Origin of the sequence: Pseudosulfitobacter pseudonitzschiae, assembly GCF_900129395.1 — a bacterium.
Lineage (GTDB): Bacteria > Pseudomonadota > Alphaproteobacteria > Rhodobacterales > Rhodobacteraceae > Pseudosulfitobacter > Pseudosulfitobacter pseudonitzschiae.
On the sequence record NZ_FQVP01000011.1, the window covers coordinates 86,569 to 108,257 of the forward strand.

A 21,689-nucleotide genomic window follows, 5' to 3' on the forward strand; every position below is an offset into this window, starting at 1 on the left:
TTGTTGCGGGCCGCTGACTTCCGGGGACCGGGCAGGTCTGGTCCCCGGTTTTTTCATCCGGAAGGTACGCCATGATCCGCTATATCTCGGGCCGTCTGGCCCAGTCGTTTATCGTGATGTTCGTCGTCGCCGCCGTGGCTTTTGCGCTGTTTGATTTCGTCGGTGACCCGGTGCGCCAGATGGTCACCGAGGATGCCTCGCAGGCCGAGATCGAACGGCTGCGCGAAATGATGGGGCTGAACGATTCCGTTGCCGTGCAGTTCTGGCGCTATGTCAGCGGCGCGGTGCAGGGCGATTTCGGCGTGTCCTATTTCCACAAGCGCCCCGTGGGCGTGTTGCTGCAAGAGCGTATGCCTGCCACGTTCGAGCTGGCCGGCACATCGGTTTTGCTGTCGATCCTGCTGGGGATCCCTTTGGGCGTCTACACCGGTCTGCACCGCAACGGGCGGATCGCGCGGGGGCTGATGGCGGTGTCGCTGGTGGGGATTTCGATCCCGACATTCCTGATCGGGATCATGCTGATCTATCTGTTCTCGGTCGTGCTGGGCTGGTTGCCGTCCTTTGGGCGCGGCGAGACGACCGAGGTGTTTGGCGGCGCGTGGACCACCGGTTTCCTGACCACATCGGGGTTGCGGGCGCTGATCCTGCCGTCGATCACGCTGGCGCTGTTCCAGACCACGATGGTGATGCGCCTGGTGCGCGCCGAGATGCTGGACGTGATGCGCACCGACTATATCAAGTTCGCCCGTGCGCGGGGCTTGCGTGACCGGGTGGTGCACTTTCGCCATGCGCTGAAAAACACGCTGATGCCCGTGGTGACGGTGATCGGGCTGCAATTGGGGGCGGTCATCGCCTTTGCCATCATCACCGAAAGCGTTTTTCAGTGGCCGGGCATGGGGCGGCTGTTTTTGCAGGCGATCCAGCAGGTCGATATTCCTGTGATGTCCGCCTATCTGATCATGATCGCGTTCTTTTTCGTGGTGATCAACCTGATCACCGACCTGACCTATTATGCCATCGACCCGCGTCTGCGGTCGGGCGCGCTGAAGGGGAACGCACATGCGTAATTCTGTTTTTGCCCCACCTGTCACCCGCTGGCAGCGCATCCGGCAAAGCGACCTGATGCTGAGCTTTCTTGAATCGCCCGTGACCGTGATTGCGGCGGTGGGGGCGCTGTTGATGATCTTTGCGGCGTTGGGGGCGGGTGTCATCGCCTTTCACGATCCTTACGACATGGCGTCGATCGACATTTTCGATTCCAACCTGCCGCCCGCGTGGGTTGAGGGCGGCGATGCGCGCTATCCGCTGGGCACCGATGCGGTGGGGCGGGGGATCTTTTCAACCATTCTCTACGGCAGCCGCATGTCGATTTTCATCGGGGTGACCAGCGTGGCGCTGTCGCTGGTGATCGGGGTGACTGCGGGGCTGATCGCGGGGTATCGCGGCGGGTTCATGGATGCGGTCATCATGCGGATCGCCGAGGTGCAACTGGCGCTGCCGACGATCCTGGTTGCGCTGTTGATCAGCGGCATCTTGCGGGCCATCGCGCCGCCGTCGACCATGGACAAGGTGGCCATCCTGGTGCTGATCCTGTCGATTGGCCTGTCGAACTGGGTGCAGTTTGCCCGCGCGGTCCGTGCGTCGACCATGGTCGAGCGCAGTCAGGAATATGTGCTGGCGGCGCGGTTGATCGGGATCGGTCCGTTGACGATCATGTTCCGCCACATCCTGCCCAATGTCATGGGGCCGATCATGGTGATTGCCACGCTGAACCTGTCGGGTGCGATCCTGACCGAGGCGACGCTGTCCTTTCTGGGGGTTGGTGTGCCGCCGACCCAGCCGTCGCTGGGGACGCTGATCAACGGCGGCACCGATTACCTGTTTTCGGGATCGTGGTGGATCACGATTTTCCCCGGTGCCGCGCTGGCCCTGTTGGTGCTGACTGTCAATCTGGTCGGTGACTGGCTGCGCGACGCCCTTAACCCGACGTTGGGATGATACCATGAGCCTTTTGGACCTGCGCAATCTGAGGATTGATTTTGACACCCGTCGGGGCACCGTCGAGGCGGTGCGCGGCATCGACCTGAGCATCGCACGCGGTGAAATCGTCGGCATCGTGGGTGAATCCGGTGCGGGCAAGTCGACCATCGGCAACGCGGTGATCGGCCTGTTGGAACCGCCCGGGCGGATCGCGGGTGGCGAGGTGTGGTTTGACGGGCAGCGCATCGACACGCTGTCTGAGGCCGCGATGCGGCGCATTCGCGGACGGCGGATCGGGATGATCTTTCAGGACCCGATGACCAGCCTGAACCCGCTGCTGACCATCGGTGACCAGATTGCCGAAACCATCTGTCAGCACAGCGACACCAGCCGCGCCGAGGCGTTGCGGCAGGCGGTGGCCTTGCTGGCCGAGGTGGGCATTCCGAACCCCGAGCAGCGGATGAACGAATACCCCCACCAGTTTTCGGGCGGGATGCGGCAACGGGTGGTGATCACGCTGGCGCTGTGCGCCAACCCCGATCTGGTGATCTGTGACGAGCCGACAACGGCGCTGGATGTTTCGGTGCAGGCGCAGATCCTGTCGCTGTTGCGGCGGTTGTGCCGCGAGCGGAACGTGGGCGCGATTTTCATCACCCACGACATGGGCGTGATTTCCGAGGTCACCGACCGCGTGGCGGTGATGCACCACGGTTTGATCGTGGAAACCGGCGACACGCAGACCGTTCTGGCGCACCCGCGTCATGCCTATAGCCAAAGCCTGTTGTCCGCCGTGCCGCGTGCCGATGCGCGGCTGGCGCGGTTTCCGCAACTGGATTACCGCGAGGACGGCGCGCCGCCTGAAGAGCGGCAGGTGATTGATCTGTCGACGCATTGGCTGGGACGGCGGGGCAAGGCGGTGCAGGGTGGCGACCAGACCCTGTTGGAGGCGCGCAACCTGACCATGCGCTTTGTCAGCCACCGGTCGATCATTCCGGCCTGGCGTCGCGATTTTACCGCCGTGGACGACCTGAGCTTTGACATCAAGCGCGGCGAGACGTTCGGGTTGGTGGGCGAAAGCGGGTCGGGCAAGTCCACCGTGGCGCGGATGATCGCGGGGCTGTACACGCCCAGCGTCGGGCAGGTGGTCTATGACGGGCAGGTTATTGGCGGCACTGATGCGCAGCCGATGGCGGCCAAGGTGCGGCAACAGATCCAGATGATTTTTCAGGACCCGTTTTCATCGCTGAACCGGCGGATGCGGGTGGGGGACATCGTGGCCGAGCCGATCCTGCACCACGGTCTGGCCGCCAGCCGCAGCGAAGCGCAAAGCGTGGTGGCGGACCTGCTGGACCACGTGGGGTTGGGGGCCGATGCGGCGCACAAGTATCCCCATGCGTTTTCCGGCGGGCAGCGGCAGCGGATTTCGATCGCGCGGGCGCTGGCGACGCGGCCACAGTTCCTGATCTGTGACGAGCCGACCTCGGCCTTGGATGTGTCGATCCAGGCGCAGATCCTGAACCTGCTGAAAGACCTGCAAGCCGAGCTGGGCCTGACCTTGCTGTTCATCAGCCACGACCTGCCGGTGATCCGCCAGATGTGCGACCGTGTGGGCGTGATGAAGTCGGGCAAGCTGGTAGAGCTGGCCGCAGCGGAAGATATTTTTGAGGCGCCCAAGCATCCCTATACCACGGAACTGCTGTCGCTGATGCCGCGCGTGACGGCACCGGATGCGTCGGAGTGGGCGGCGGTCAAAGGCTGAGCTTACAGCCCCCACCAGCGCAGGGTCTGCGCCAGATGCAGGTCGATGGCGGCGATGGTCGCGTTCGTGTCGCCGGCCTGAAGGGCTGCGATGATCGACAGGTGTTCCTGCATGGCGGGCACGATCCGGTCCTGTAGCAGCGGGCGCGAATTCTGGATCACCGCGATCCGGTTGCGGTTCTCGGCATAGCATTGCACCAGCAGCGGGTTTTCCAGCCCGCCGGCCAGTGCGTCGTGCAGGCTGAGATCGACGGTGATCGCCTGGGGCGGCAGCAGCGGGGTCATGTTCTGTTGGGCGCGGTCCAGCATCTGTTGGTGGCTGTCGCGCAAGGGGTCAAGCCCCTGCACCGGGCCGCGCGCCAGCAACCGCCGCGCGCCTTCCTTGTCCAGCGTGGCGCGCATGTCCATGCAGTGACGGGTGAATTCCGGGCCTGCATCCATCACCGTGATCCCGCGTTTGGGCAGGATTTTCAGCAAGGATTGCTGTTCGGCGCGTTTTGTCGCCTCGCGGATGGCGGCAATGGGAAACCCCAGTTCTTCGACGAGACTGGGCATCGAGAAGTAGGTGCCCGATCGCAGTTTTCCCGCGCGCAAAGCCTGTAGCAGCGCATCAAAGGCCCTGTCGTATTGCGGCTGTGTGTCAGGCTTTGGCGTCATGTTCATAAGGGTGGGCCGTCATTTTCAAGTTTATTTTGAAAGTCCTGTCGGTTCTGCAACGTTGTCTTTTAGAAAATATCACACCTAAAATGTTAGACGAAATTTTATAACCGATCAACGCTATTTCTTGGGAGGAGATGCGATGAGCACGCAAGATGTTGAACTGGAGACAGGCGAGGACAAACCGGGGTTTCAGATGCCCCATATCTACGTGATCCTGTTCGTCTTTACCGCGCTGGCGGCGCTGGCCACGCATTTCATTCCGGCGGGTCTGTATGACCGGATCACGCTGGAAAACGGCAGGACGGCGATTGATGCCAGCACCTATCGCACGGTCCCGTCCAGCCCCGTGGGCCTTGAGGATTTCATGATGGCGGTGCCGCGCGGGCTGGCGGATGCGTCGGTCGTGGTGTTCTTTACCTTCATCATTGGCGGCATGTTCATGGTCATCCGGCGGACGGGGCTGATTGATGTGGCCGTGGACAAGCTGACCCGCCGGTTTGCCGCGCGGTCGATCCTGATCCTGCCGGTTCTGATGGTGACGTTTGCGGTCGTGGCGACGCTGATCGGCACGCAAGAGCTGGCGCTGGTTTATGTGCCGGTCATCCTGCCGCTGATGATCGCGCTGCGGTTTGACAGCATCACGGCGGCGGGGGTTGCGTTGCTGGCGACGACGGCGGGGTTCACGTCGGGCGTGCTGAACCCGATCAACACCGGGCTGGGCCAGACCATTGCCGAGCTGCCGCTGTATTCGGGTGCCGGTCTGCGCACGTTGCTGTTCGTTGCCTTGCTGGGGGCGGCGGTGTTGTACATCACCCGCTATGCGCTGCGGGTGCGCCGCGATCCCGAGCTGGGGTTGATGGCGGGTGACGCCAAGGAGATCGAAAAGCGGGCCATCTATCAGAACAACATCGACAGCCCCGCCTTGCGGTTCACGGGCCGTCAGATGGTGGCCGGTCTGGCCGCGCTGGGATTTTTCGCGGTCATGGTCTGGGGCGTGCTGACGCGCGGCTGGTTCATGATGGAGATGGCGGGGCTGTTCGTGCTGATGGGCATTTCTGTCGGCCTGATCGCCGGTCTGTCCACCACAAGGATTTGCGAGGCCTTTAACGAAGGGTTCCGCGACGTGCTGGTGGGCGCGATCATCGTGGGGCTGGCGCGTGCCGTGGCGGTGATGCTGGAGCAGGGGCAGGTCATGGACACGCTGGTGCACGGGCTGGGCAACCTGGTGGGCAGTTTCCCGCACACGCTGTCTGCGGTGGGCATGTTCCTGTCGCAGCTGGGGTTCAACTTTGTCATCCCGTCAGGCAGCGGTCAGGCGCTGGTGACGATGCCGATCATGGCACCGCTGTCGGACCTGATCGGCGTGACCCGCCAGAACGCGGTGCTGGCCTATCAACTGGGCGACGGGCTGTCGAACATCCTGTATCCGACCTCGGGCTATTTCATGGCGACGCTGGCGCTGGCGGGGGTAAGCTGGGACCGCTGGGTGCGTTTCTTCCTGCCGCTGTTCGGCATCTGGGTCGCGATTGCGGCGGGGTTCCTGGTCTATGCCCAGTTGACCGGCTGGATCGGCTGACAGGGTTTCGCGTAAGGCAGGGGGCCGGTGCAGGGATGCGCCGGCCCTTTTTGCATGTGGGTTACAGGCCGGTTGTCCGTTCCACCGCGTCGCGGAAGCGATACCAGCCGGTGACGGCGGGCAGGAACCACGGGGTTTCGCGGTAAAAGGGCAGGGTGGGGAAATCCAGATTCCAGAACGCGGATTTTGGCCCGCCGGACATCGCCTGACCCGCCATGTGGCCCAGATAGCTTTGCATGGCCACGCCCGAGCCGTTGCAGCCAAGGGCGTGCACGATGCCTTCGTGTTCGCCCAGGTGCGGCAGCAGGTCGAAGGTAAAGGCGATCTTGCCGGACCAGGCGTATCGGATCGGCAGGCCGGTGATTTGCGGAAACACTGTGTAGAGGCGCGCGGCCAGTTCGTCGGCCACCTCTTGTGCGGGGCGTTCCTGCAGGCTGGCGCGGCCGCCGAACAGGATGCGTTTGCGATCCGGCGTGGGGCGAAAGTAGCTGAGCAGGCGTTTGCTGTCGACGGCGGTGCGGCCCTGCGGCAGCAGTTCGTCGATCAGCCCGTCGGGCAGTTCGTCGGTGACAACGATATAGCTGGCGGCGGGGATCACGCGGCGGCGCATCCACGGGCGCAGGGCGTCGGAATAGCCGTTGGTGGCGATGAACACCTTTTCGCAATCCACCCGCGCGTTGCCGGCCGCGACCCGCCAGCCGGTGCCGGTGCGGCTGATGCCGCTGACGCGGTGGGTGTCGCACAGGACCGCGCCGGTGCTGACGGCAAGGTCCATCAGACCTTGCACGTATTTGCCCGGATGCAATTGGCCTGCGCGGTCGATGGTCATGACGCCGTGATAGAGATCGGTTCCGATCACCTGACGCTGTTGGTCCTTTGGGTACAGGTGCGTGCCGTCGCGGGTCATCTTGCCGCTTTTGGCCTGCATCGCGGTGTAATGTGCAGGCCGGGCGGCGCAGACGACGCGGCCCGAGCGGCGGTATTCCGCATCGCGGGGCAACTGTGGCATCAGCGCTTCGATATGGTCAAAGGAGGCGGCGGCCTCGGCCTTCAGCGCGTCATAGACGCCGGGCGGCAAGCGCCCCTCAAGCGGCGAGCGGACGTTGGAGGACGCGGCGGATTTGCCAAGGTTCACACCGCTGGACACATGGCCCGCGTTGCGCCCGCTGGCGCCAAAGCCGAAAGCCTCCGCCTCGAGTACCACCACCGACACGCCGGCGCGGCGCAGGGTGATGGCCGCGTTCAGGCCGGTAAAGCCGCCACCGACGATCACCACATCGGTTTTCGCAGGCGGCGTGTTGCCCAGACGGCGCGGCGGGGCGTCCTGCCACCAGTAGGGAGTGCTGATCAGGTTCTGCATCAGTCGCGTTCCACGAAGAACTGGATTCCGATGACACGGTCCAGGATGAACACCATGGCCGAAGTGAACAGCACCAGTGCCGCCGATACGGCTGCGATGATGGGGCTGGCGCTTTCCAGCACTTCGGAAAACACCTGAACGGGCAGGGTCATGACGAAGGGGCCGACCAGGAACAGGGTCACCGTCACCTCGTCGAAGGAGATGATAAAGGTGAACAGCAGCGACGTGACCAGACCGGGGCGCACGGCGGGCAGGGTCACCATCCAGAAGGTGCGCCAGGGGCGTGCGCCCAGGCTGGCGGCGGCCTCTTCCAGTGCGGCGTCGGATTTGCGCAGGGCGGCGGCGACCGGGCGATAGGCGTAGGGAATGGTCAGGATGCAATGCACCAGCACCAACCCCGAGAAGGTGCCAAGCCAGCCCAGGCTGGACAGGGTTACGATCATGATCACGCCAATCGCGGCGTGGGGAAAGATCAGCGGCGCCAGCAGGATGGTTTCATAGGTGGCGCCAAAGCGGATCTTGTGGCGGACCACGGCCCAGGCGGCGGCAAAGCAGGCACCGGTGCTGACCACGGCGCCAATCAGCGCCAGCAGCGCCGAGGTGCCCAAGACCCGCAGCCAGTCGGCCGAGCCGAGGAATTCCGCATACCAGCGCAGCGACAGACCCTTGATCGGGAAGGACAGGTAGCCCGCCGAGGTAAAGGAAGACAGCACCACGATGAGGATGGGCATGGGCAGGAACAACAGGACGGCGATGCCGATGTAACGGGGGATCATGAGGGCGCTCCATCGGTCAGGCGTTTGGACAGCCAGCGTTCCAGCACTTGCAGCGGCAGCACGACGGCCATGGCGGTGACCAGCAGGACGGTCGCCAGGGCGGCGGCCTTGGGGTAGTCAAAGAAGTGCATGACTTCCTGGAAAATCTCGGTGCCGATCATGGTGTCGCCCAGGCCCCCCAGCAGCAGCGGGGTGACAATCGCGCCGGTGGACATCAGGTACACCAGCGTGACGCCGGTCAGGATGCCCGGCAGGGACAGCGGCAACAACACGGTGCGAAAGCTGTAAAAGGGGCGACCGCCAAGGCTCATCGACGCTTCTTCCAGGTTGCGCGAGATTTGCATCAAGACCGACAGGATGGCGATGATCATGAACGGCAGCAGCACGTGCACCAGCCCCATCACCACGCCAAAGTCGTTGTACATCAGCTTGAACGGGCGGTCGGCCATGCCGGTCCACATCAGGAACCCGTTGACCAGCCCGCGCGGCCCCAGGATCACCACCCAGCCATAGCTGCGCACCACGATGGACACCAGCCACGGGAAGATGATCAGCAGCAGCAGGATGTTCCGGTTGCCCTGATAACGCGCCACATAATAGGCGGTGGGATAGCCCAGCAGCAGGCAGAAAAACGTGGTCAGCGCCGCCGTGCGCAGGGTCCGGCCCAGCATGGCGATATAGTCGGGGCGGTTCATGATGTCGACGTAATGGTGCAGGTCGATCTGCCCGTCGATCAGGACCGACGACGCGATCAACCGCACCAGTCCGATCAGGAATATCCCGATCAGAATGGCAGAGGGGGCAAGCAACAGGGCAGACCGCAGGGTCCTGGCCATAAGAAGGCTCCGTTCGTGTGGGCGAGGGGTGGCAGGCCCGGACAGCGCCGGGCCTGCGGTCAGATCACAGGGTCGACATCATCTGGTCGATGGCGGCGACGGTGTCTTTTTGGTGTTCGGCGATATAGCCCCAATCGGGCTGATACAGCTTGGCGCGCAGGTCGGTGTAGTCCATGCCCAGCTTGGCCTTGATCTCATCCGTGGCCACCGCGTTTGAGTTGGCGGGGATATAGCCGGAATAGGCCATGCCGCTTTCCTGCGGGGCGGCGCTGGCGCAATAGTTCAGCCATTCCGCGACCTGTTCACGGTCCGCCACACCCTTGGGCGCAAAGACCGCATAGGGCAACAACAGGCTGCCTTCGGTGGGGATCACCATCTTGACGTAGTCCACGCCCGCTTCGTTCAGCGCCCAGACGCGGGTGGAATAGAACGGCATCGCCGCCACTTCGCCGCGTTCCAGCATGGTGTTTTGCTGGGCCAGCGAGTTGGACACGATCAGCACGTTGCGCGCCATGCCGGTCAACAGCTCCATGCCGCCTGCGGTGTTCATCTCGTCGCCGCCGGCGGCGATTGAGAACATGGTCAGGTCATAGGTCGACAGGTAGATCGGGCGGGTCATGCCCAGACGGCCACGCCATTTCTCGTTTGCGAGGTCCTTCCAGGACTGGAAGTCGTCCACCGAGGCTTCGTTGGTGTTCACGGCAATGCCGTAATAGGCGAAATAGGGCGTGACACCGGCCAGACGGCCATCGGGGGTTTTCAGCCAGTATTTTTCGTCGATGTCCTTCATCGCGGGCAGTTCGTCGATGCTGAAGGTTTCCAGCATGTCGTCGCGCATCAGGTTTACGCCCTGCACAAAGGTGCCGATGCCGGTGTGATATTGTGGTGCGCCGGCCTGCGCGCGAAACTGGGCCTCGGGGTTGGGCACCTCGACCACGCGCACGGCGGTGCCGGATTTTTCCTGATAAGGCGTGGCAAAGGAATGGGTCCAGGTGTCCCCCGTACCGCCGCCCCAGGAGGCGTGCAGCAACTGGTCGGTCCGGGCGGAAAGGCGGCCCGGAAGGCTGAGGGCGGCGGCGGTGCCAAGCGCGCCCGCGATGGTCTGGCGTCGTGTCAGGTTCATGTCAGTTCTCCATGTCAGGTTATGAACGTCCCGGTTTGCCCGGGATCAGTGTCACTGCGGTGTCGGTCCATCCGACCGACACCGGTGCTTTGGCCGGCAGCGGGTGGCCGCCGCCCGGTTGGAACGGCACCTGCGCCAAAAGGCGTCCTGCCGCGCTGTCCAGCGCATAGGTGATCGTGGCGCCGGAAAAGCTGTGAGACAGGACCTGTGCGGCGATAGGCTGGTCGGTGCCAAGGGTCATGTGTTCGGGCCGGATCGAGATGGCCACATCGGTGCCCAGCCCCAGCGAGGTGTCACCCGCGGGGGCGGTCACGGTGGCGGTGACGTTGTCAAGCTTCAGCGTCACCCGCCCGCCGCTCGCGGCCTGGACCTGTCCACGCAGCAGGTTGGTTTCACCCACGAAACGGGCCACGAATTCGGTGGCGGGGCGGTGATAGGTGTCGACCGCCGAGCTGAACTGTTCGACCCGGCCCGCGTTCATCACCGCGATGCGGTCGGACATCGACAGGGCTTCTTCCTGATCGTGGGTGACAAAGACAAATGTGATGCCGGTTTCCTGCTGGATGCGCTTCAGTTCGGTCTGCAACTGGCGGCGCAGTTTCAGGTCCAGCGCCGACAGCGGCTCGTCCAGCAGCAGCACGTCGGGCTGGGTGACCAGCGACCGCGCCAGCGCCACGCGCTGCCGTTGCCCGCCGGAGATCTGGCCGGTGCGGCGGGTGTCGAAGCCGTCAAGCCCGACCAGCGCCAGCATGTCCTGCACCTTGGCTTGCAGCCCGTCGGTGCGGCCCCGTGCCCGCAGCCCGAAGGCCACGTTGTCAAAGACGTTCATATGCGGAAACAGCGCAAGGTTCTGAAACACCAGTCCGATTTCGCGGTCATAGGCGGGGCGGTGGGACATGTCCTCGCCGCGCATCAGGATGCGGCCCTGGGTGGGTGTTTCGAACCCTGCGATCATGCGCAGCAGGGTGGACTTGCCACAGCCCGACGGCCCCAGAAGGGTGACGAATTCGCCCTGCATGATGTCGATCGACACGCTGTTGACCGCCACGGCTCCGTCAAACCGTTTGGTGACGTGATCAATGGACAGGATCGGTTCGGCAGGGGTGTTGTCACGGGCCAAATTCGGGGTCTCCATGATGGATGCGATGGGGATATGCGCTGGCTGGATCATGCCCCCAAGTTCGCGCCACCGACCCCGTTCAAGTCAAATAGCAAGTTTTTCCTAAATCATTCGATTATGGAATGTTTGCCGCGATTGCCCGCGCTGCGGGTGGGATGAAACCGTCCGCGTCGTCCTTGTAGGGCGCTGAAACCTGCCCGTTTTCTTCGGTATACCAATCATAATCTGGGGTAATGTTTAGTGAACCATTTGGCATTTGCGCGTCGGGAAAATGGCTGTCTAGGTGGAGGCAAGAGGGACGCTGGTCCATCTGATGCACGTAAAAATCGCAGGACATTAGCCCGGATGACACCCGTACCCCTGACCCGCCCGGATCAAACTCCAGACCAACGCCGCGCCACGATCGAAGCGGCGGAATTGCCGCAATCGGTGCCTGCGTTGCTGGACGAGGCGGTGCGCGACAGCCCTGACCAGATGCTGTGGGATTTCTTCGACGACGGCACGCAGACGACCTATGCCCAAGGCCAGCATGACAGCCGCAGGATGGCCGCGTTGCTGGCCGAGCTGGGGGTGCGGCGGGGCGACAAGGTGGCGGTGATGCTGCCCAACGTGTGCGAAATGCCGCTGGTCTGGCTGGCGCTGGGGCGGTTGGGGGCGGTGATGGTGCCGGTGAACACCCGCTATTCCCCGCGCGAGCTGGATTATGCGGTGACCAATGCGGGGGCTGCGTTCCTGGTGATCCATCAGGAGCTGGCGGACATTCTCAAAGCCGCGACCGTGACCCCGACGGTGGTTGTCGTCGGCTCGGAAGACTGGGCCGACCGCTGGCAGCGCGCGGATGCGCAGGATTGCCCGCAGGTGACGGTGGGCTGCGATGATCTGCTGAACATTCAATACACCTCGGGGACCACGGGGCTGCCCAAGGGGTGCCTGCTGTCGCACCGCTATTGGCTGACCATCGGCATGGTGAACGCATGGCGCGACGGGCAGCGGTTCGGGCGGGTTCTGGCGACGACGCCGTTCAGCTATATGGACCCGCAATGGCTGTTGCTGATGGCGATTTACCAGCGCGGGACGCTGGTGGTGGGACGCAAGCAGAGCGCGTCGAAATTCTCGCACTGGCTGTCCGCGCACCGGATCAATTTCTGCCTGTTCCCCGAGGCCGCGTTGAAACAGCCCCCTGCCGCCCATGATGCCGACAACCCGGTGGTGCGGGCGAACATCTATGGCGTGCGCGCCTCGGCACACCGCGAGATCGAGGCGCGTTACGGATTGGTCGCGCGCGAAGCCTTTGGCATGACCGAGATCGGGTCGGGCATGTACATGCCGCTGGAGGCCGACGACATGATCGGGTCGGGCAGTTGCGGCATCGCCGCGCCGTTCCGCGAGACCAAGATTGTCGATGATGCGGGCCGCGAGGTGCCGACGGGCGAGGTCGGGGAATTGCTGGTGCGCGGCCCCGGCATGGCGGCGGGCTATTTCGACAACCCCAAGGCGTCGGCGGAGCTGTTGGCGGGGGGCTGGCTGCACACCGGCGATCTGTTCCGCAAGGATGCGCAGGGCTATCACTACATCGTAGGCCGCAAGAAGGACATGATCCGGCGGTCGGGCGAGAACATAGCCTGCCGCGAGGTCGAGGGCGTCTTGCGCGACATGGAGGCCATCGAAGAGGTGGCGCTGATCGCGGTGCCGGACGCGCTGCGCGGTGAAGAGGTCAAGGCGTTCATCTCACTTCAAAAGGGGGCGACCGGCGATGTCGACCTGATCGGGAAGATCATCGAATACGCGGGCGACAGGCTCGCCTCGTTCAAGGTGCCGCGGTACTTCGAGTTTATCGAAACCATGCCCCGCACCACGTCATTCAAGGTGGCCAAGACCGAACTGGCCAAGACGCGCGAAGATCACCGGATTGGTGCATTCGACCGTGTGGAACATCTGTGGCGCTAGGAGAACGGCCATGATCATCGACTATGGCGCAACGCCGCCGATCAAGACGCTTTCGCTGGGCGATGGCAGCCATCTGGCCAATTACCGGCGGGTCTATGCGTCCAGCGAAAAGGCATCGGCGCGGGGCGAGACCACGCTGGACCAGTGGTTTGCCAATGTGGATGCGGCGGGGATCGACCTGACGGTGATCAAGGCACGCGATGTCGAGACCACCTTTGGCGGGCGGGTCACCAACGAGGCGGTGGCCGAGGTGGTCGCGGCCTACCCGGGGCGGTTCCTGGGCTTTGCCGGTGTGGACCCCAACAAGGGCATGACGGCGGTGCGCGAGCTGGAATACGCAGTGCGCGAGCTGGGCCTGAAGGGTCTGAACCTGCAGTGTTTCGAGAACCAGTTGGCCATCGACGACCGGCGGATGTACCCGCTCTATGCCAAATGCGTGGAGCTGGACATTCCGGTGAACATCCACGTCGGTATCAACTTTTCGCTGAAATCCTCGCCGGATTTCGGACGGCCCGAAATGCTGGACCGGGTGCTGTGCGATTTTCCCGAACTGCGCGCCATTGCGTCGCCGCCGGGCTGGCCGTGGGTGCAGGAACTGCTGGCGGTCGCGTGGCGGCAGCCGAACCTGTGGATCGGGCTGGTGGCGATGCGGCCCCGGCTGATGGCGGTTGAAAACTCGGGCTACGGCCCGCTGATGCAATACGGGCGCACTGTGCTGAAAGACCGGATGATCGTGGGCACCGCATGGCCGATGCAGCCCATGGACCGCGTGCTGGACGAGGTGCGCGCGTTGCCGATCGAACACGACATCGCCGCGCGCTGGCTGGGCGGAAATGCCAGGACGTTCCTGGGGCTTTAACCGTTGCGTTCGCCTGTGGGGACGGCCCTAATCCGGCGGACAGGACCAAAGGGAGACCGAAGATGACCGATGACGACCTGTGCCGGATGACGGCAACCGAGCTTTTGCCGCTGACGCAATCCGGCAAGGTCAAGGCGGCGCGGCTGATGCGTGCCGTGCTGGACCGGATCGAGCGGTTGGACAAGGACACCAACGGCATCGCCAACATGGACCCCGAGGCCGCGATGGCCGACGCCGAGGCCCGCGATGCGGCGCTGGCCCGTGGCGAAGCGCCCGGCGCGTTTCAGGGCATTCCGGTCACCGCCAAGGATTTGCTGAACGTCAAAGGGTTGCCGACGGAAAGCGGGTCATTTGCGCACAAGGGGCTGATGCCAGACGCCGATGTCGAAGCCGTCGCGCGTTTGCGCCGCAAGGGGGCCATCCCCTTTGCCAAGACCGCAACGCCAGAGTTCGGGCACAAGGTGATCACCGACTGCCCCACCAACGGGATCACCCGCAACCCGTGGGATTTGTCGCGCAGTTGCGGCGGGTCGTCGGGGGGCACCGGCGTGGCCACCGCGATGGGGTTCGGTCCGCTGCACCTGTCGTCGGACGGGGCCGGGTCGGGGCGCATTCCGGCGTCGGCCTGCGGTGTTGCGGGCATCAAGCCGACATGGGGGCTGATCCCGCACGAATCCACCACGGATGTGTTCGGCTCGTTCACCGTGATCGGGGTGATGGGGCGGTCGATTGCGGACCTTGCCTTGGGCCTGAACGGGATGAAGGGCATGGACCGCCGCGACCCGTGGTCCTTTGGCAGCCCCGCCGCGCCGATCACGCTGCCGGCCGATCCGGTCAAGGCGATGAAGGGAATGCGTGTGCGGGTGATGATGCGCACGGTCAACGACTGGGTCGATCCCGAGGTCGAGGCCGCCGTGCTGAACGCGGTGTCGGCGCTGACCGGGGCAGGGGCGCAGGAGGTCGGCATGGTCGACGATCCGGTGCATGACATTTCCAGCGCGCTGACCCATATGCGGGCCTATCAATACGCCCGCTTTGGCCATCTGGTCGAAGAATTCGGTGACCGGATGGACCGCACGGCGAAAATGTCGCTGACCTCGAACCCGCACCATTCCTATGACGCGCTGGCGATGGCGCTGCGCGCGCGGACGGATATTTTCCACAATATGGAGCATCTGCTGGACGGCACCGATGTTTACGTCACACCCACGATCACCACGCCGTCGTTGCCGATTGATCAGGTGCAGGATGCGCCGTTGGTCGTGGACGGGGTGGATTACGGGCCGCTGCGCGAGGCGTGGTATCCCTATACCGTGCCGCAGAATGCCAGCGGCCATCCGGCGATGTCGGTGCCCGTGGGGATGAGCAGCAAGGGCATTCCCATCGGGATGCAGATCGTGGGCCCCTGGCATTCCGAGGCGACGTTGCTGACGGTTGCGGCGGCGCTGGAAAAACTGATGCCCTGGGCCGATCGCTGGCCGCCTGCGGCGGCGTGAGCGGCAGCCAAGGCCCGACTGCACCGTCGGGCCTTGAGCGCGTTTTACATCGGCCAGGGGCGCATTTCGGGGCGCATCTGTTCATAGGCTTTGGCCATCCGCAGCACGCCCAGATCGTCAAACCGGTGCCCCGCGATTTGCAGCCCCATCGGCACGCCGTTGCTGTCATAGCCACAGCACAGCGACACGGCGGGCTGTTCGCTCATGTTATAGGGCACGGTAAACCCGATCTGGTCATGGGCGCGGGTCACGTCGTTGTTGGCATAGCCCCATTCCGCCGGAAAGCTGATGTGCGCCGAGAGCGGCGACAGCATGAAGTCGTAGGGTTTGGTGGCGGCGACGGTCAGCTTGCGGATGTCGACCGTGGCCTGGAACGCGCGATAGCCTTCGAGGGCGGTAAAGCCCGGCACCGGTTCGACCCACTCGAGGAAAATCGGCAGGATCTTTTCGCGGTGGCCCGGCGGCAGGTCGGCAATGTCCTTGGCGGCGCGGATGCACCAAAAGCGGTTCAGCCCTTGCAGGATCTCGTCGGTCATCCAAGGGGCGACTTCCTCGATGATGGCGCCTGCGGCCTCGAACGCCTTGGCGGCTTCCAGAACCGGCGGGATCACCTGCGGGTCGATGGGCATGCCGCAACCTGCGTCCAGTTGCAGACCGATTTTGACGCCGGTCAGGTCCATGTCCAGATCGGTCCAGTTGATGTCGGCGGGCGGCAGGTTCATCCAGTCGCGTTGATCGGGATCGGGGCGCGACAGCACGGCCATCATCAACGCGGCATCGTCAACGGTGCGGGTCATCGGGCCGGCAACGCGGCCCATGAACGGCGGATCAATCGACACGCGGCCCAGGCTGGGTTTCAGGCCGACCAGCCCGTTCCAGCCCGCCGGAAAGCGGACCGAGCCGCCGATGTCCGTGCCGACGTGCAGCGGGCCATAGCCTGCGGCCCCCGCCGCACCGGCCCCTGCGCTGGAGCCGCCGGGGTTCATTTTCAGGTTCCACGGGTTGCGCGTCAGCGGGTGGATGCTGGACAGGCCCGAGGACATCGCGCCGAATTCGGGCATCGTGGTCTTGCCCAGAATGACAGCCCCCGCTTCACGCAGGCGGGCCGAGGGCGGCGCGTCCTGTTCTGCCGGAACAAGCGGCGTGGCGGCGGTGCCAAAGGGAACGGGCGTGCCCTTGGTGGCGATGTTTTCCTTGATGGTGGTGGGGATGCCGTCGATGGTCACGCCATCCTTGGTGATCGGGGTGCCGTTTTTCCAGCGGGCGGCCGATTCTTCGGCGGTCTTCAACGCGCCTTCGGGGTCATAGGCATAGGTCGCTTGCAGCTCGGGCTCGCGGCGGGCGATCTGGGCGATCACGTCGCGGGTGGCGTCGACGGGCGTGGCCTTGCCGGATTTATAAAGTTCGATCAGTTGGGTCGCGGTCAGTTCGTGCAATGACGTGCTGGTCATTCCTTTGGTCCTTGTTTTTGCCGGTGGGATGGCGCGGAAGCCGGGCATTCACGGCAGTTTTCGATGCAACTGTATCAATTGTTGACATAGCCATATCAAACCGACAAGCGTAATCAGGAAAATTCCGCTGGGATCTGGCTTTGGGTGAGGGTTGGTGCCACAGAAACCAACCGCAGGGGCGCATCGTGCAGAAAAGGCGCGCGCGACGCGGAGGGCATGATATAGCGGCCCGATGCCACGCGAGAGAGGTTGAGAATGACGAAAGAGACGATCCACGCCTGGAGCGGCACCTATCCGGCGGCTGTCGATGACATCGAGGCAGGCGCAAGCGATCCGTTGTTCGTCCGCGCGGCGGCCCGCACGATGCAGGTGCTGTCGGCCTTTCACGGGGCGCAGGGTCCGCTGAGCCTGACCGATATGTCCAAGGCCGCAGGGCTGGATCGCAGCACCACGCAGCGGATCATCCACACCCTGCGCAAGCTGGGGTATATCCAGCGCGACGACCGCGACACGGGCTATCTGCCGGGCATTCGTCTGTACGACCACATCTTTGACACCATGCGCCTGAACGGCCTGATCCAGCGCGCCATTCCGGTGTTGCTGCAACTGCGCGACACGGTGGGCGAACGGGTGGACCTGTCGCTGATCGACGACGTGCGGCTGATCTATGCGACGCGGTTCCAGCCCAAGCGCGACACGCTGAATGCGATGATGCTGGGGCACAGTGTGCCGATGTATTGCACCTCGACCGGCTGGTCCGTGCTCTCGCAGATGGACGAGGCCGCCGCGCGCGATGTTCTGGCGCGGTCGGAACGGGTGAAGTTCACCGAAAACACGCTGACCGATCCCGAAGTGATCCTGGAGAAGACACGGCAGGTCCGCCAGCAAGGCTATGCCGTGGCGCTGGAACAGTTGATGCCGGGCGAGATCGCCATCGGCGCCGCCATCGTCAACACCCAAGGCGTGCCGATCGGGGCCGTCACGATCACGGCGATGCTGTCAGACTGGCCCGAAGAGGATTTCGTCCGCGCCATGCGCCCGTCGCTGATGCAGGCGGTGAACATGCTGGGGCGGGGGTAATGATCTAACCACACAGGGCAGCGCCCGACCGCGGGTGGGCGCCGATACCTTCGTTCATGCCACTTTATCTATCCGCCTTGGCGTGGGGATACAGAATTGCAATACGGTGAAGAAGCGCCCGCCCATGGGGCGGTCGGGCGCTGCCCGGCGGTGCTACGCACCTCGATTCCGGGCGGGGCTTAAGCTAGGAGTTCGGTTGCGCGGACGGCGTCAGCGCTATGAAAGCTTTGGCAGATTGATTGGCAATAGAAGGAATACGGATCAACGCGACTGCGCGCCTTCCACAATCTCGTACCCCGTCTCGAACCAATGTTCCTCAAGGTTCGCACCCTCTCCGATGCGGTCGACCACGGCGAACAGCCCCGGTGCGTGGATCGGGGTCAGGACGCCGTGCCATGTGCCGCGATGCAGGTTGATCGCCTGGCCCGCCGAGGTCACGAAGGCGCGGGGGGTGCCGGGTTTGCCATCCTCGTCGGGGGCGACCACGACGACAAAGGGGTGCAGGCTCATCGGGATAAAGGCCTGGGACCCCTCGGGGTGACGTTCGACCATGTCGAGCGTGATCGGGAACTGGCGCGGTTCGGCGTTGAACAGGCTGATGCCCGCGCGCCCGTCGCCGAAGTCCAGCCTGGCGCGGTCGTGGTGGCGGCCGCACAGGCCCTGGTTGATGATCTTGTCCGGCGCGCCCGAGACATCCATGACATCGCCGAAGGGGGCAAACGCTTCGGCCGTCAGGGCGCTGAGTGTCAGCGTCTGGGTCATGCGCCGAACTTCTCGATCAGGCGCAGTTCCGCGATGCGTTCGACCTGTGCGCAGGCCTCGGCAAATTCGGTGTCGCGGTCGTTGCCGATGCGGCGGGCGAAGGCGTCCATGATCGACGCCTTGGTGTTGTCGCGCACGGCGATGATGAAGGGAAAGCCGAACTTGGCTGTGTAGGCATCGTTCAGTTCGGAGAACTTCGCGCGTTCGTCGTCGGTCAGCGCGTCCAGACCGACCGAGGCTTGCTCGGCGGTGGATTCCGCCGTCAGTCGTTTCGCCGCCGCCAGTTTGCCGGCCAGATCGGGGTGCGCGGTCAGCACGGCCAGACGTTTTTCCTCCGACGCGGTGCGGAACACCCGGGCCAGCGCCTGATGGATGCCCTGCGCGGTGTCGTGGGTGCGGCCCAGTTCCAGCGCATGCGCGCCCTCGGCGATCCAGGGGCTGTGTTCAAAGATGCCACCGAACGCCTGCACGAATGTATCGCGGTCCATGTCCGACGGGCGCTGTGCCGTCGGGGCAGGGTGGGTGCGCGCCCAATGTTCGGCAATCTCAAGCCGGCTGGCGAACCACACGCCCTCGTGCGACTTCATGTAATCCAGCGCCCGTTTCAGCCCGGCGGCCCGCCCCGGACGGCCCGCGATGCGGCAATGCAGGCCGATCGACAGCATCTTGGGCGCGCCCTCCTGTCCTTCGGCATAAAGCATGTCGAAACTGTCCATCAGATAGCTTTCGAACTGCGCCCCGGTGGTAAAGCCCGCCTGAATGCCAAAGCGCATGTCGTTGCAGTCCATCGTATAGGGCACCATCAACTGGTCGCGCCCGTCAAAACGCTCCCAATAGGGCAGCTCGTCAGAGTAGGTGTCGGCCAGATAGGCAAACTGCCCCGTCTCAGCCGCCAGACGGTTGGTGTTCATCGAACAGCGCCCCGTGTACCAGCCGCGCGGTGGGGTGCCGGTGACCTCGGTGTGCAGGCGGATGGCCTCGGCGATTGCGGCGCGTTCCTCGTCCTCGGGCATGTCCTTGTGTTCGACCCATTTCAACCCGTGGCTGGCAATCTCCCAGCCTGCGGTCTGCATCGCCTTGACCTGTTCCGGCGCACGGGCCAGTGCGGTGGCCACGCCGTAGACGGTGACGGGCAGGTCGGCCATCATGCGGTGCAAACGCCAGAAGCCTGCGCGCGATCCGTATTCATAGATGGTTTCCATGTTCCAGTGCCGTTGCCCAACCCAGGGCTGCGCGCCGGTGATTTCGGACAGGAACGCCTCGGACGCGGCATCGCCGTGCAGGATGTTGTTCTCGCCGCCCTCTTCGTAGTTCAGCACGATCTGAACGGCGATCTTTGCCCCATCGGGCCAGTTGGCTGCGGGCGGGGTGGCACCATGGCCGGTCATGTCACGGGGGTAGCGGTTCATGGTGGTCTCCTTTGATCGGGTCTACACCCCTGTAATCCAAAACAATCGCGGGGATTATCAAAAAATATCAGAAGCAGCCTCTTGTGCGCGGTGCTTTGCCGGGGGTGCGGCACTCTGTCTATATGCCAGCGGAACGCACAGGAGGAAATGCGATGGCCGGATATTTGACAACCCATGTTCTGGACACCGCGCGGGGGTGTCCCGCGGCGGGGCTGCGGATTGAGCTGTTCCGGGTCGAGGATGGGGGGCGGACGCATCTGAAAACGGTTGAGACCAATGCGGACGGGCGCACGGATGCGCAGATCCTGCCCGAGGCAGAGTTTCAGGCGGGCACCTACGAACTGGTGTTTCACGCGGGCGATTATCTGGATGCCTGCGGTGTGTCCCCCGAAGCGCCACGCTTTCTGGACGTGATCCCGCTGCGGTTCGGGATGTCGGAGGCGATGCATTACCACGTGCCGCTGCTGCTGTCGCCGTTCGGGTATTCGACCTATCGGGGGAGTTGAGGTGCGGGGGGCGTTTTGCTTGCCTCACCAAAAGTGAAAGCATAGCTTTCGCTGATGCAAAGAGAAATCGCACATCCGGACTTGAGAACACCGATTAAGACATGGTGGCACGGTCACTATGATCATGTGTTCATCGCACTGTATCCATTTTTCACAATTCGATCCGAAGATCAGGATACTGCGTCAGACGTGTCTTTTGAATCGATCCCGAACTTTGAAGATATTCCGGATGATTTCGACGACACGGTCAAGCGTCGCGGCGAACCCGTGACATGGCAGAGCATACATCAGGCCGTCGCGCCGAAGGTTCCAAAGATGCAGTTCTATCGCGCTGTATGGCTGTTGAGTTGCCTTGGGTTTGACAAGCGTGCCAACATCGCGTTGCAGAAGCGGATCGTTGCTTATTGCAGGGCCAACGGTATATTTTTGCCAGAAGAAGACGCCCTTCCCGCAATCTTGCACCCGCTGTTGAAGCGATTTCTTCATCCGTTCGAGGGCCGGAAAATCATCGCGTATGATGAGTTCAGAGATAACTCTGTTGAACTGACTTTAGATTTGTTGGGATCAGACGTTCCGACGGTCGAACTGTCTGAGGCCACGACAAGTTCCGGGATCTGGGCCATTCATCTTCCAGATCCTGGTGTCCTCATAACTTCAGCTTTCGATGGCACGGACGCATTGATCGCGATGACCAACGAAGCATTTGCGCTTTCTGATCCTCGTCAGGTTTTCGAAACCGAAGATGTGGGCGAGGACACGTATTCTGATTGGCTAAATCCAAAGGATATCTTCGAACGGAACAGGTGATGTTCTGGTAAGTTGGCCGAACCGGTTGTTCGCCGTAGATAACCAACGCCAACCCCACACACCAAAGCCCGGAGTCAAGGTGCGCAGCACCGCCGGGCAGCGCCCGACCGCCCCATGGGCGGGCGCTTCTTCACCGTATTGCAATTCTGTATCCCCACGCCAAGGCGGATAGATAAAGTGGCA

The 21,689-nt window shown here is 63.5% G+C and carries 20 protein-coding genes; 10 read left to right on the top strand and 10 right to left on the bottom strand.

Annotation, left to right across the window (positions count from 1 at the left end):
• Window positions 1-71 precede the first annotated feature (71 nt).
• The 3 genes from BUC08_RS21570 to BUC08_RS21580 are packed head-to-tail and all read left to right on the top strand — an operon-like array spanning window position 72 to window position 3,739.
• Window positions 72-1,067, top strand: coding sequence for an ABC transporter permease (locus BUC08_RS21570; protein ID WP_037929005.1), 996 nt, complete (start codon window positions 72-74; stop codon window positions 1,065-1,067).
• On the top strand, window positions 1,060-1,998 hold the full coding sequence (locus tag BUC08_RS21575; protein WP_051694587.1) for an ABC transporter permease: 939 nt from the start codon (window positions 1,060-1,062) through the stop codon (window positions 1,996-1,998). The genes BUC08_RS21570 and BUC08_RS21575 overlap by 8 nt, the downstream gene beginning before the upstream one ends.
• Window positions 1,999-2,002: 4 nt before the next feature.
• Entirely contained in the window at window positions 2,003-3,739 is a 1,737-nt protein-coding gene (locus tag BUC08_RS21580; RefSeq protein ID WP_037929002.1) for a dipeptide ABC transporter ATP-binding protein, read from the top strand.
• A 2-nt stretch (window positions 3,740-3,741) separates the two neighbouring features.
• On the opposite strand, the gene BUC08_RS21585 is transcribed toward BUC08_RS21580, so the two are convergent.
• Window positions 3,742-4,401 (bottom strand): GntR family transcriptional regulator, encoded by a 660-nt coding sequence (locus tag BUC08_RS21585; RefSeq protein ID WP_234973789.1) that lies wholly within the window; start codon window positions 4,399-4,401, stop codon window positions 3,742-3,744.
• A gap of 136 nt (window positions 4,402-4,537) precedes the next feature.
• On the opposite strand from BUC08_RS21585, the gene BUC08_RS21590 reads away from it, so the two are divergent.
• Window positions 4,538-5,974 carry a YfcC family protein gene (locus BUC08_RS21590; RefSeq protein WP_037929001.1) on the top strand — a complete coding sequence of 479 codons (1,437 nt, stop codon included), beginning with the start codon at window positions 4,538-4,540 and terminating at the stop codon, window positions 5,972-5,974.
• Window positions 5,975-6,035: 61 nt separating this feature from the next.
• Here BUC08_RS21590 and BUC08_RS21595 read toward each other — a convergent pair whose 3' ends face one another.
• The 5 genes from BUC08_RS21595 to BUC08_RS21615 all read right to left on the bottom strand — a co-directional run bounded on the left by BUC08_RS21595 (window position 6,036) and on the right by BUC08_RS21615 (window position 11,240).
• Window positions 6,036-7,334: an NAD(P)/FAD-dependent oxidoreductase gene (locus BUC08_RS21595; RefSeq protein ID WP_037929000.1), complete on the bottom strand. Its 1,299-nt coding sequence runs from the start codon at window positions 7,332-7,334 to the stop codon at window positions 6,036-6,038.
• Window positions 7,334-8,110: an ABC transporter permease gene (locus BUC08_RS21600; RefSeq protein WP_037928998.1), complete on the bottom strand. Its 777-nt coding sequence runs from the start codon at window positions 8,108-8,110 to the stop codon at window positions 7,334-7,336. The genes BUC08_RS21595 and BUC08_RS21600 overlap by 1 nt, the downstream gene beginning before the upstream one ends.
• Window positions 8,107-8,946 carry an ABC transporter permease gene (locus tag BUC08_RS21605; RefSeq protein ID WP_037928996.1) on the bottom strand — a complete coding sequence of 280 codons (840 nt, stop codon included), beginning with the start codon at window positions 8,944-8,946 and terminating at the stop codon, window positions 8,107-8,109. Before BUC08_RS21605 ends, BUC08_RS21600 begins: the two co-directional genes overlap by 4 nt.
• A gap of 64 nt (window positions 8,947-9,010) precedes the next feature.
• A complete protein-coding gene (locus tag BUC08_RS21610; protein WP_037928993.1) occupies window positions 9,011-10,069 on the bottom strand; it encodes an extracellular solute-binding protein in 1,059 nt (352 codons plus the stop codon).
• Between the two features lie 19 nt (window positions 10,070-10,088).
• A complete protein-coding gene (locus BUC08_RS21615; RefSeq protein WP_051694586.1) occupies window positions 10,089-11,240 on the bottom strand; it encodes an ABC transporter ATP-binding protein in 1,152 nt (383 codons plus the stop codon).
• Between the two features lie 294 nt (window positions 11,241-11,534).
• On the opposite strand from BUC08_RS21615, the gene BUC08_RS21620 reads away from it, so the two are divergent.
• From BUC08_RS21620 to BUC08_RS21630, 3 genes are all read left to right on the top strand, one after another.
• Window positions 11,535-13,136, top strand: coding sequence for a class I adenylate-forming enzyme family protein (locus tag BUC08_RS21620; RefSeq protein ID WP_051694585.1), 1,602 nt, complete (start codon window positions 11,535-11,537; stop codon window positions 13,134-13,136).
• A 10-nt stretch (window positions 13,137-13,146) separates the two neighbouring features.
• Window positions 13,147-13,995, top strand: coding sequence for an amidohydrolase family protein (locus tag BUC08_RS21625; RefSeq protein WP_037928990.1), 849 nt, complete (start codon window positions 13,147-13,149; stop codon window positions 13,993-13,995).
• A 62-nt stretch (window positions 13,996-14,057) separates the two neighbouring features.
• Window positions 14,058-15,491, top strand: a complete 1,434-nt coding sequence (locus BUC08_RS21630) for an amidase (protein WP_051694584.1) — start codon at window positions 14,058-14,060, stop codon at window positions 15,489-15,491.
• Window positions 15,492-15,535: 44 nt separating this feature from the next.
• On the opposite strand, the gene BUC08_RS21635 is transcribed toward BUC08_RS21630, so the two are convergent.
• Window positions 15,536-16,942 (bottom strand): amidase, encoded by a 1,407-nt coding sequence (locus BUC08_RS21635; RefSeq protein ID WP_037928988.1) that lies wholly within the window; start codon window positions 16,940-16,942, stop codon window positions 15,536-15,538.
• Between the two features lie 255 nt (window positions 16,943-17,197).
• Between BUC08_RS21635 and BUC08_RS21640 the strand changes: the two genes are divergently transcribed.
• Complete coding sequence (locus BUC08_RS21640) at window positions 17,198-18,022, top strand: IclR family transcriptional regulator (protein ID WP_051694583.1); 825 nt, start codon at window positions 17,198-17,200, stop codon at window positions 18,020-18,022.
• Between the two features lie 261 nt (window positions 18,023-18,283).
• Here BUC08_RS21640 and BUC08_RS21645 read toward each other — a convergent pair whose 3' ends face one another.
• Together BUC08_RS21645 and puuE are read right to left on the bottom strand one after the other, a co-directional pair.
• Window positions 18,284-18,784, bottom strand: a complete 501-nt coding sequence (locus tag BUC08_RS21645) for an ureidoglycolate lyase (protein WP_037928984.1) — start codon at window positions 18,782-18,784, stop codon at window positions 18,284-18,286.
• A complete protein-coding gene (gene puuE / locus BUC08_RS21650) occupies window positions 18,781-20,193 on the bottom strand; it encodes an allantoinase PuuE (RefSeq protein ID WP_037928980.1) in 1,413 nt (470 codons plus the stop codon). The genes BUC08_RS21645 and puuE overlap by 4 nt, the downstream gene beginning before the upstream one ends.
• 152 nt (window positions 20,194-20,345) lie before the next feature.
• On the opposite strand from puuE, the gene uraH reads away from it, so the two are divergent.
• Both uraH and BUC08_RS21660 read left to right on the top strand, forming a co-directional pair.
• Entirely contained in the window at window positions 20,346-20,699 is a 354-nt protein-coding gene (gene uraH, locus BUC08_RS21655) for a hydroxyisourate hydrolase (RefSeq protein ID WP_037928979.1), read from the top strand.
• A 54-nt stretch (window positions 20,700-20,753) separates the two neighbouring features.
• Window positions 20,754-21,506 (top strand): hypothetical protein, encoded by a 753-nt coding sequence (locus BUC08_RS21660; protein ID WP_037928977.1) that lies wholly within the window; start codon window positions 20,754-20,756, stop codon window positions 21,504-21,506.
• On the opposite strand, the gene BUC08_RS25050 is transcribed toward BUC08_RS21660, so the two are convergent.
• Window positions 21,471-21,689: hypothetical protein (locus BUC08_RS25050; protein WP_234973790.1), on the bottom strand; the 219-nt coding region annotated here is incomplete at its 5' end. The two genes, BUC08_RS21660 and BUC08_RS25050, sit on opposite strands and share 36 nt — an antisense overlap.

Coding starts and splice junctions, on each gene's coding strand:
- BUC08_RS21625 (WP_037928990.1), top strand. CDS start 13,147: ATGATCATCGACTATGGCGCAACGCCGCCGATCAAGACGCTTTCGCTG.
- BUC08_RS21630 (WP_051694584.1), top strand. CDS start 14,058: ATGACCGATGACGACCTGTGCCGGATGACGGCAACCGAGCTTTTGCCG.
- BUC08_RS21640 (WP_051694583.1), top strand. CDS start 17,198: ATGACGAAAGAGACGATCCACGCCTGGAGCGGCACCTATCCGGCGGCT.
- BUC08_RS21570 (WP_037929005.1), top strand. CDS start 72: ATGATCCGCTATATCTCGGGCCGTCTGGCCCAGTCGTTTATCGTGATG.
- BUC08_RS21615 (WP_051694586.1), bottom strand. CDS start 11,240: ATGATCCAGCCAGCGCATATCCCCATCGCATCCATCATGGAGACCCCG.
- BUC08_RS21600 (WP_037928998.1), bottom strand. CDS start 8,110: ATGATCCCCCGTTACATCGGCATCGCCGTCCTGTTGTTCCTGCCCATG.
- BUC08_RS21635 (WP_037928988.1), bottom strand. CDS start 16,942: ATGACCAGCACGTCATTGCACGAACTGACCGCGACCCAACTGATCGAA.
- BUC08_RS21575 (WP_051694587.1), top strand. CDS start 1,060: ATGCGTAATTCTGTTTTTGCCCCACCTGTCACCCGCTGGCAGCGCATC.
- BUC08_RS21660 (WP_037928977.1), top strand. CDS start 20,754: ATGCAAAGAGAAATCGCACATCCGGACTTGAGAACACCGATTAAGACA.
- BUC08_RS21580 (WP_037929002.1), top strand. CDS start 2,003: ATGAGCCTTTTGGACCTGCGCAATCTGAGGATTGATTTTGACACCCGT.
- BUC08_RS21590 (WP_037929001.1), top strand. CDS start 4,538: ATGAGCACGCAAGATGTTGAACTGGAGACAGGCGAGGACAAACCGGGG.
- puuE (WP_037928980.1), bottom strand. CDS start 20,193: ATGAACCGCTACCCCCGTGACATGACCGGCCATGGTGCCACCCCGCCC.
- BUC08_RS21605 (WP_037928996.1), bottom strand. CDS start 8,946: ATGGCCAGGACCCTGCGGTCTGCCCTGTTGCTTGCCCCCTCTGCCATT.
- BUC08_RS21595 (WP_037929000.1), bottom strand. CDS start 7,334: ATGCAGAACCTGATCAGCACTCCCTACTGGTGGCAGGACGCCCCGCCG.
- BUC08_RS21585 (WP_234973789.1), bottom strand. CDS start 4,401: ATGAACATGACGCCAAAGCCTGACACACAGCCGCAATACGACAGGGCC.
- BUC08_RS21620 (WP_051694585.1), top strand. CDS start 11,535: ATGACACCCGTACCCCTGACCCGCCCGGATCAAACTCCAGACCAACGC.
- BUC08_RS21610 (WP_037928993.1), bottom strand. CDS start 10,069: ATGAACCTGACACGACGCCAGACCATCGCGGGCGCGCTTGGCACCGCC.
- BUC08_RS21645 (WP_037928984.1), bottom strand. CDS start 18,784: ATGACCCAGACGCTGACACTCAGCGCCCTGACGGCCGAAGCGTTTGCC.
- uraH (WP_037928979.1), top strand. CDS start 20,346: ATGGCCGGATATTTGACAACCCATGTTCTGGACACCGCGCGGGGGTGT.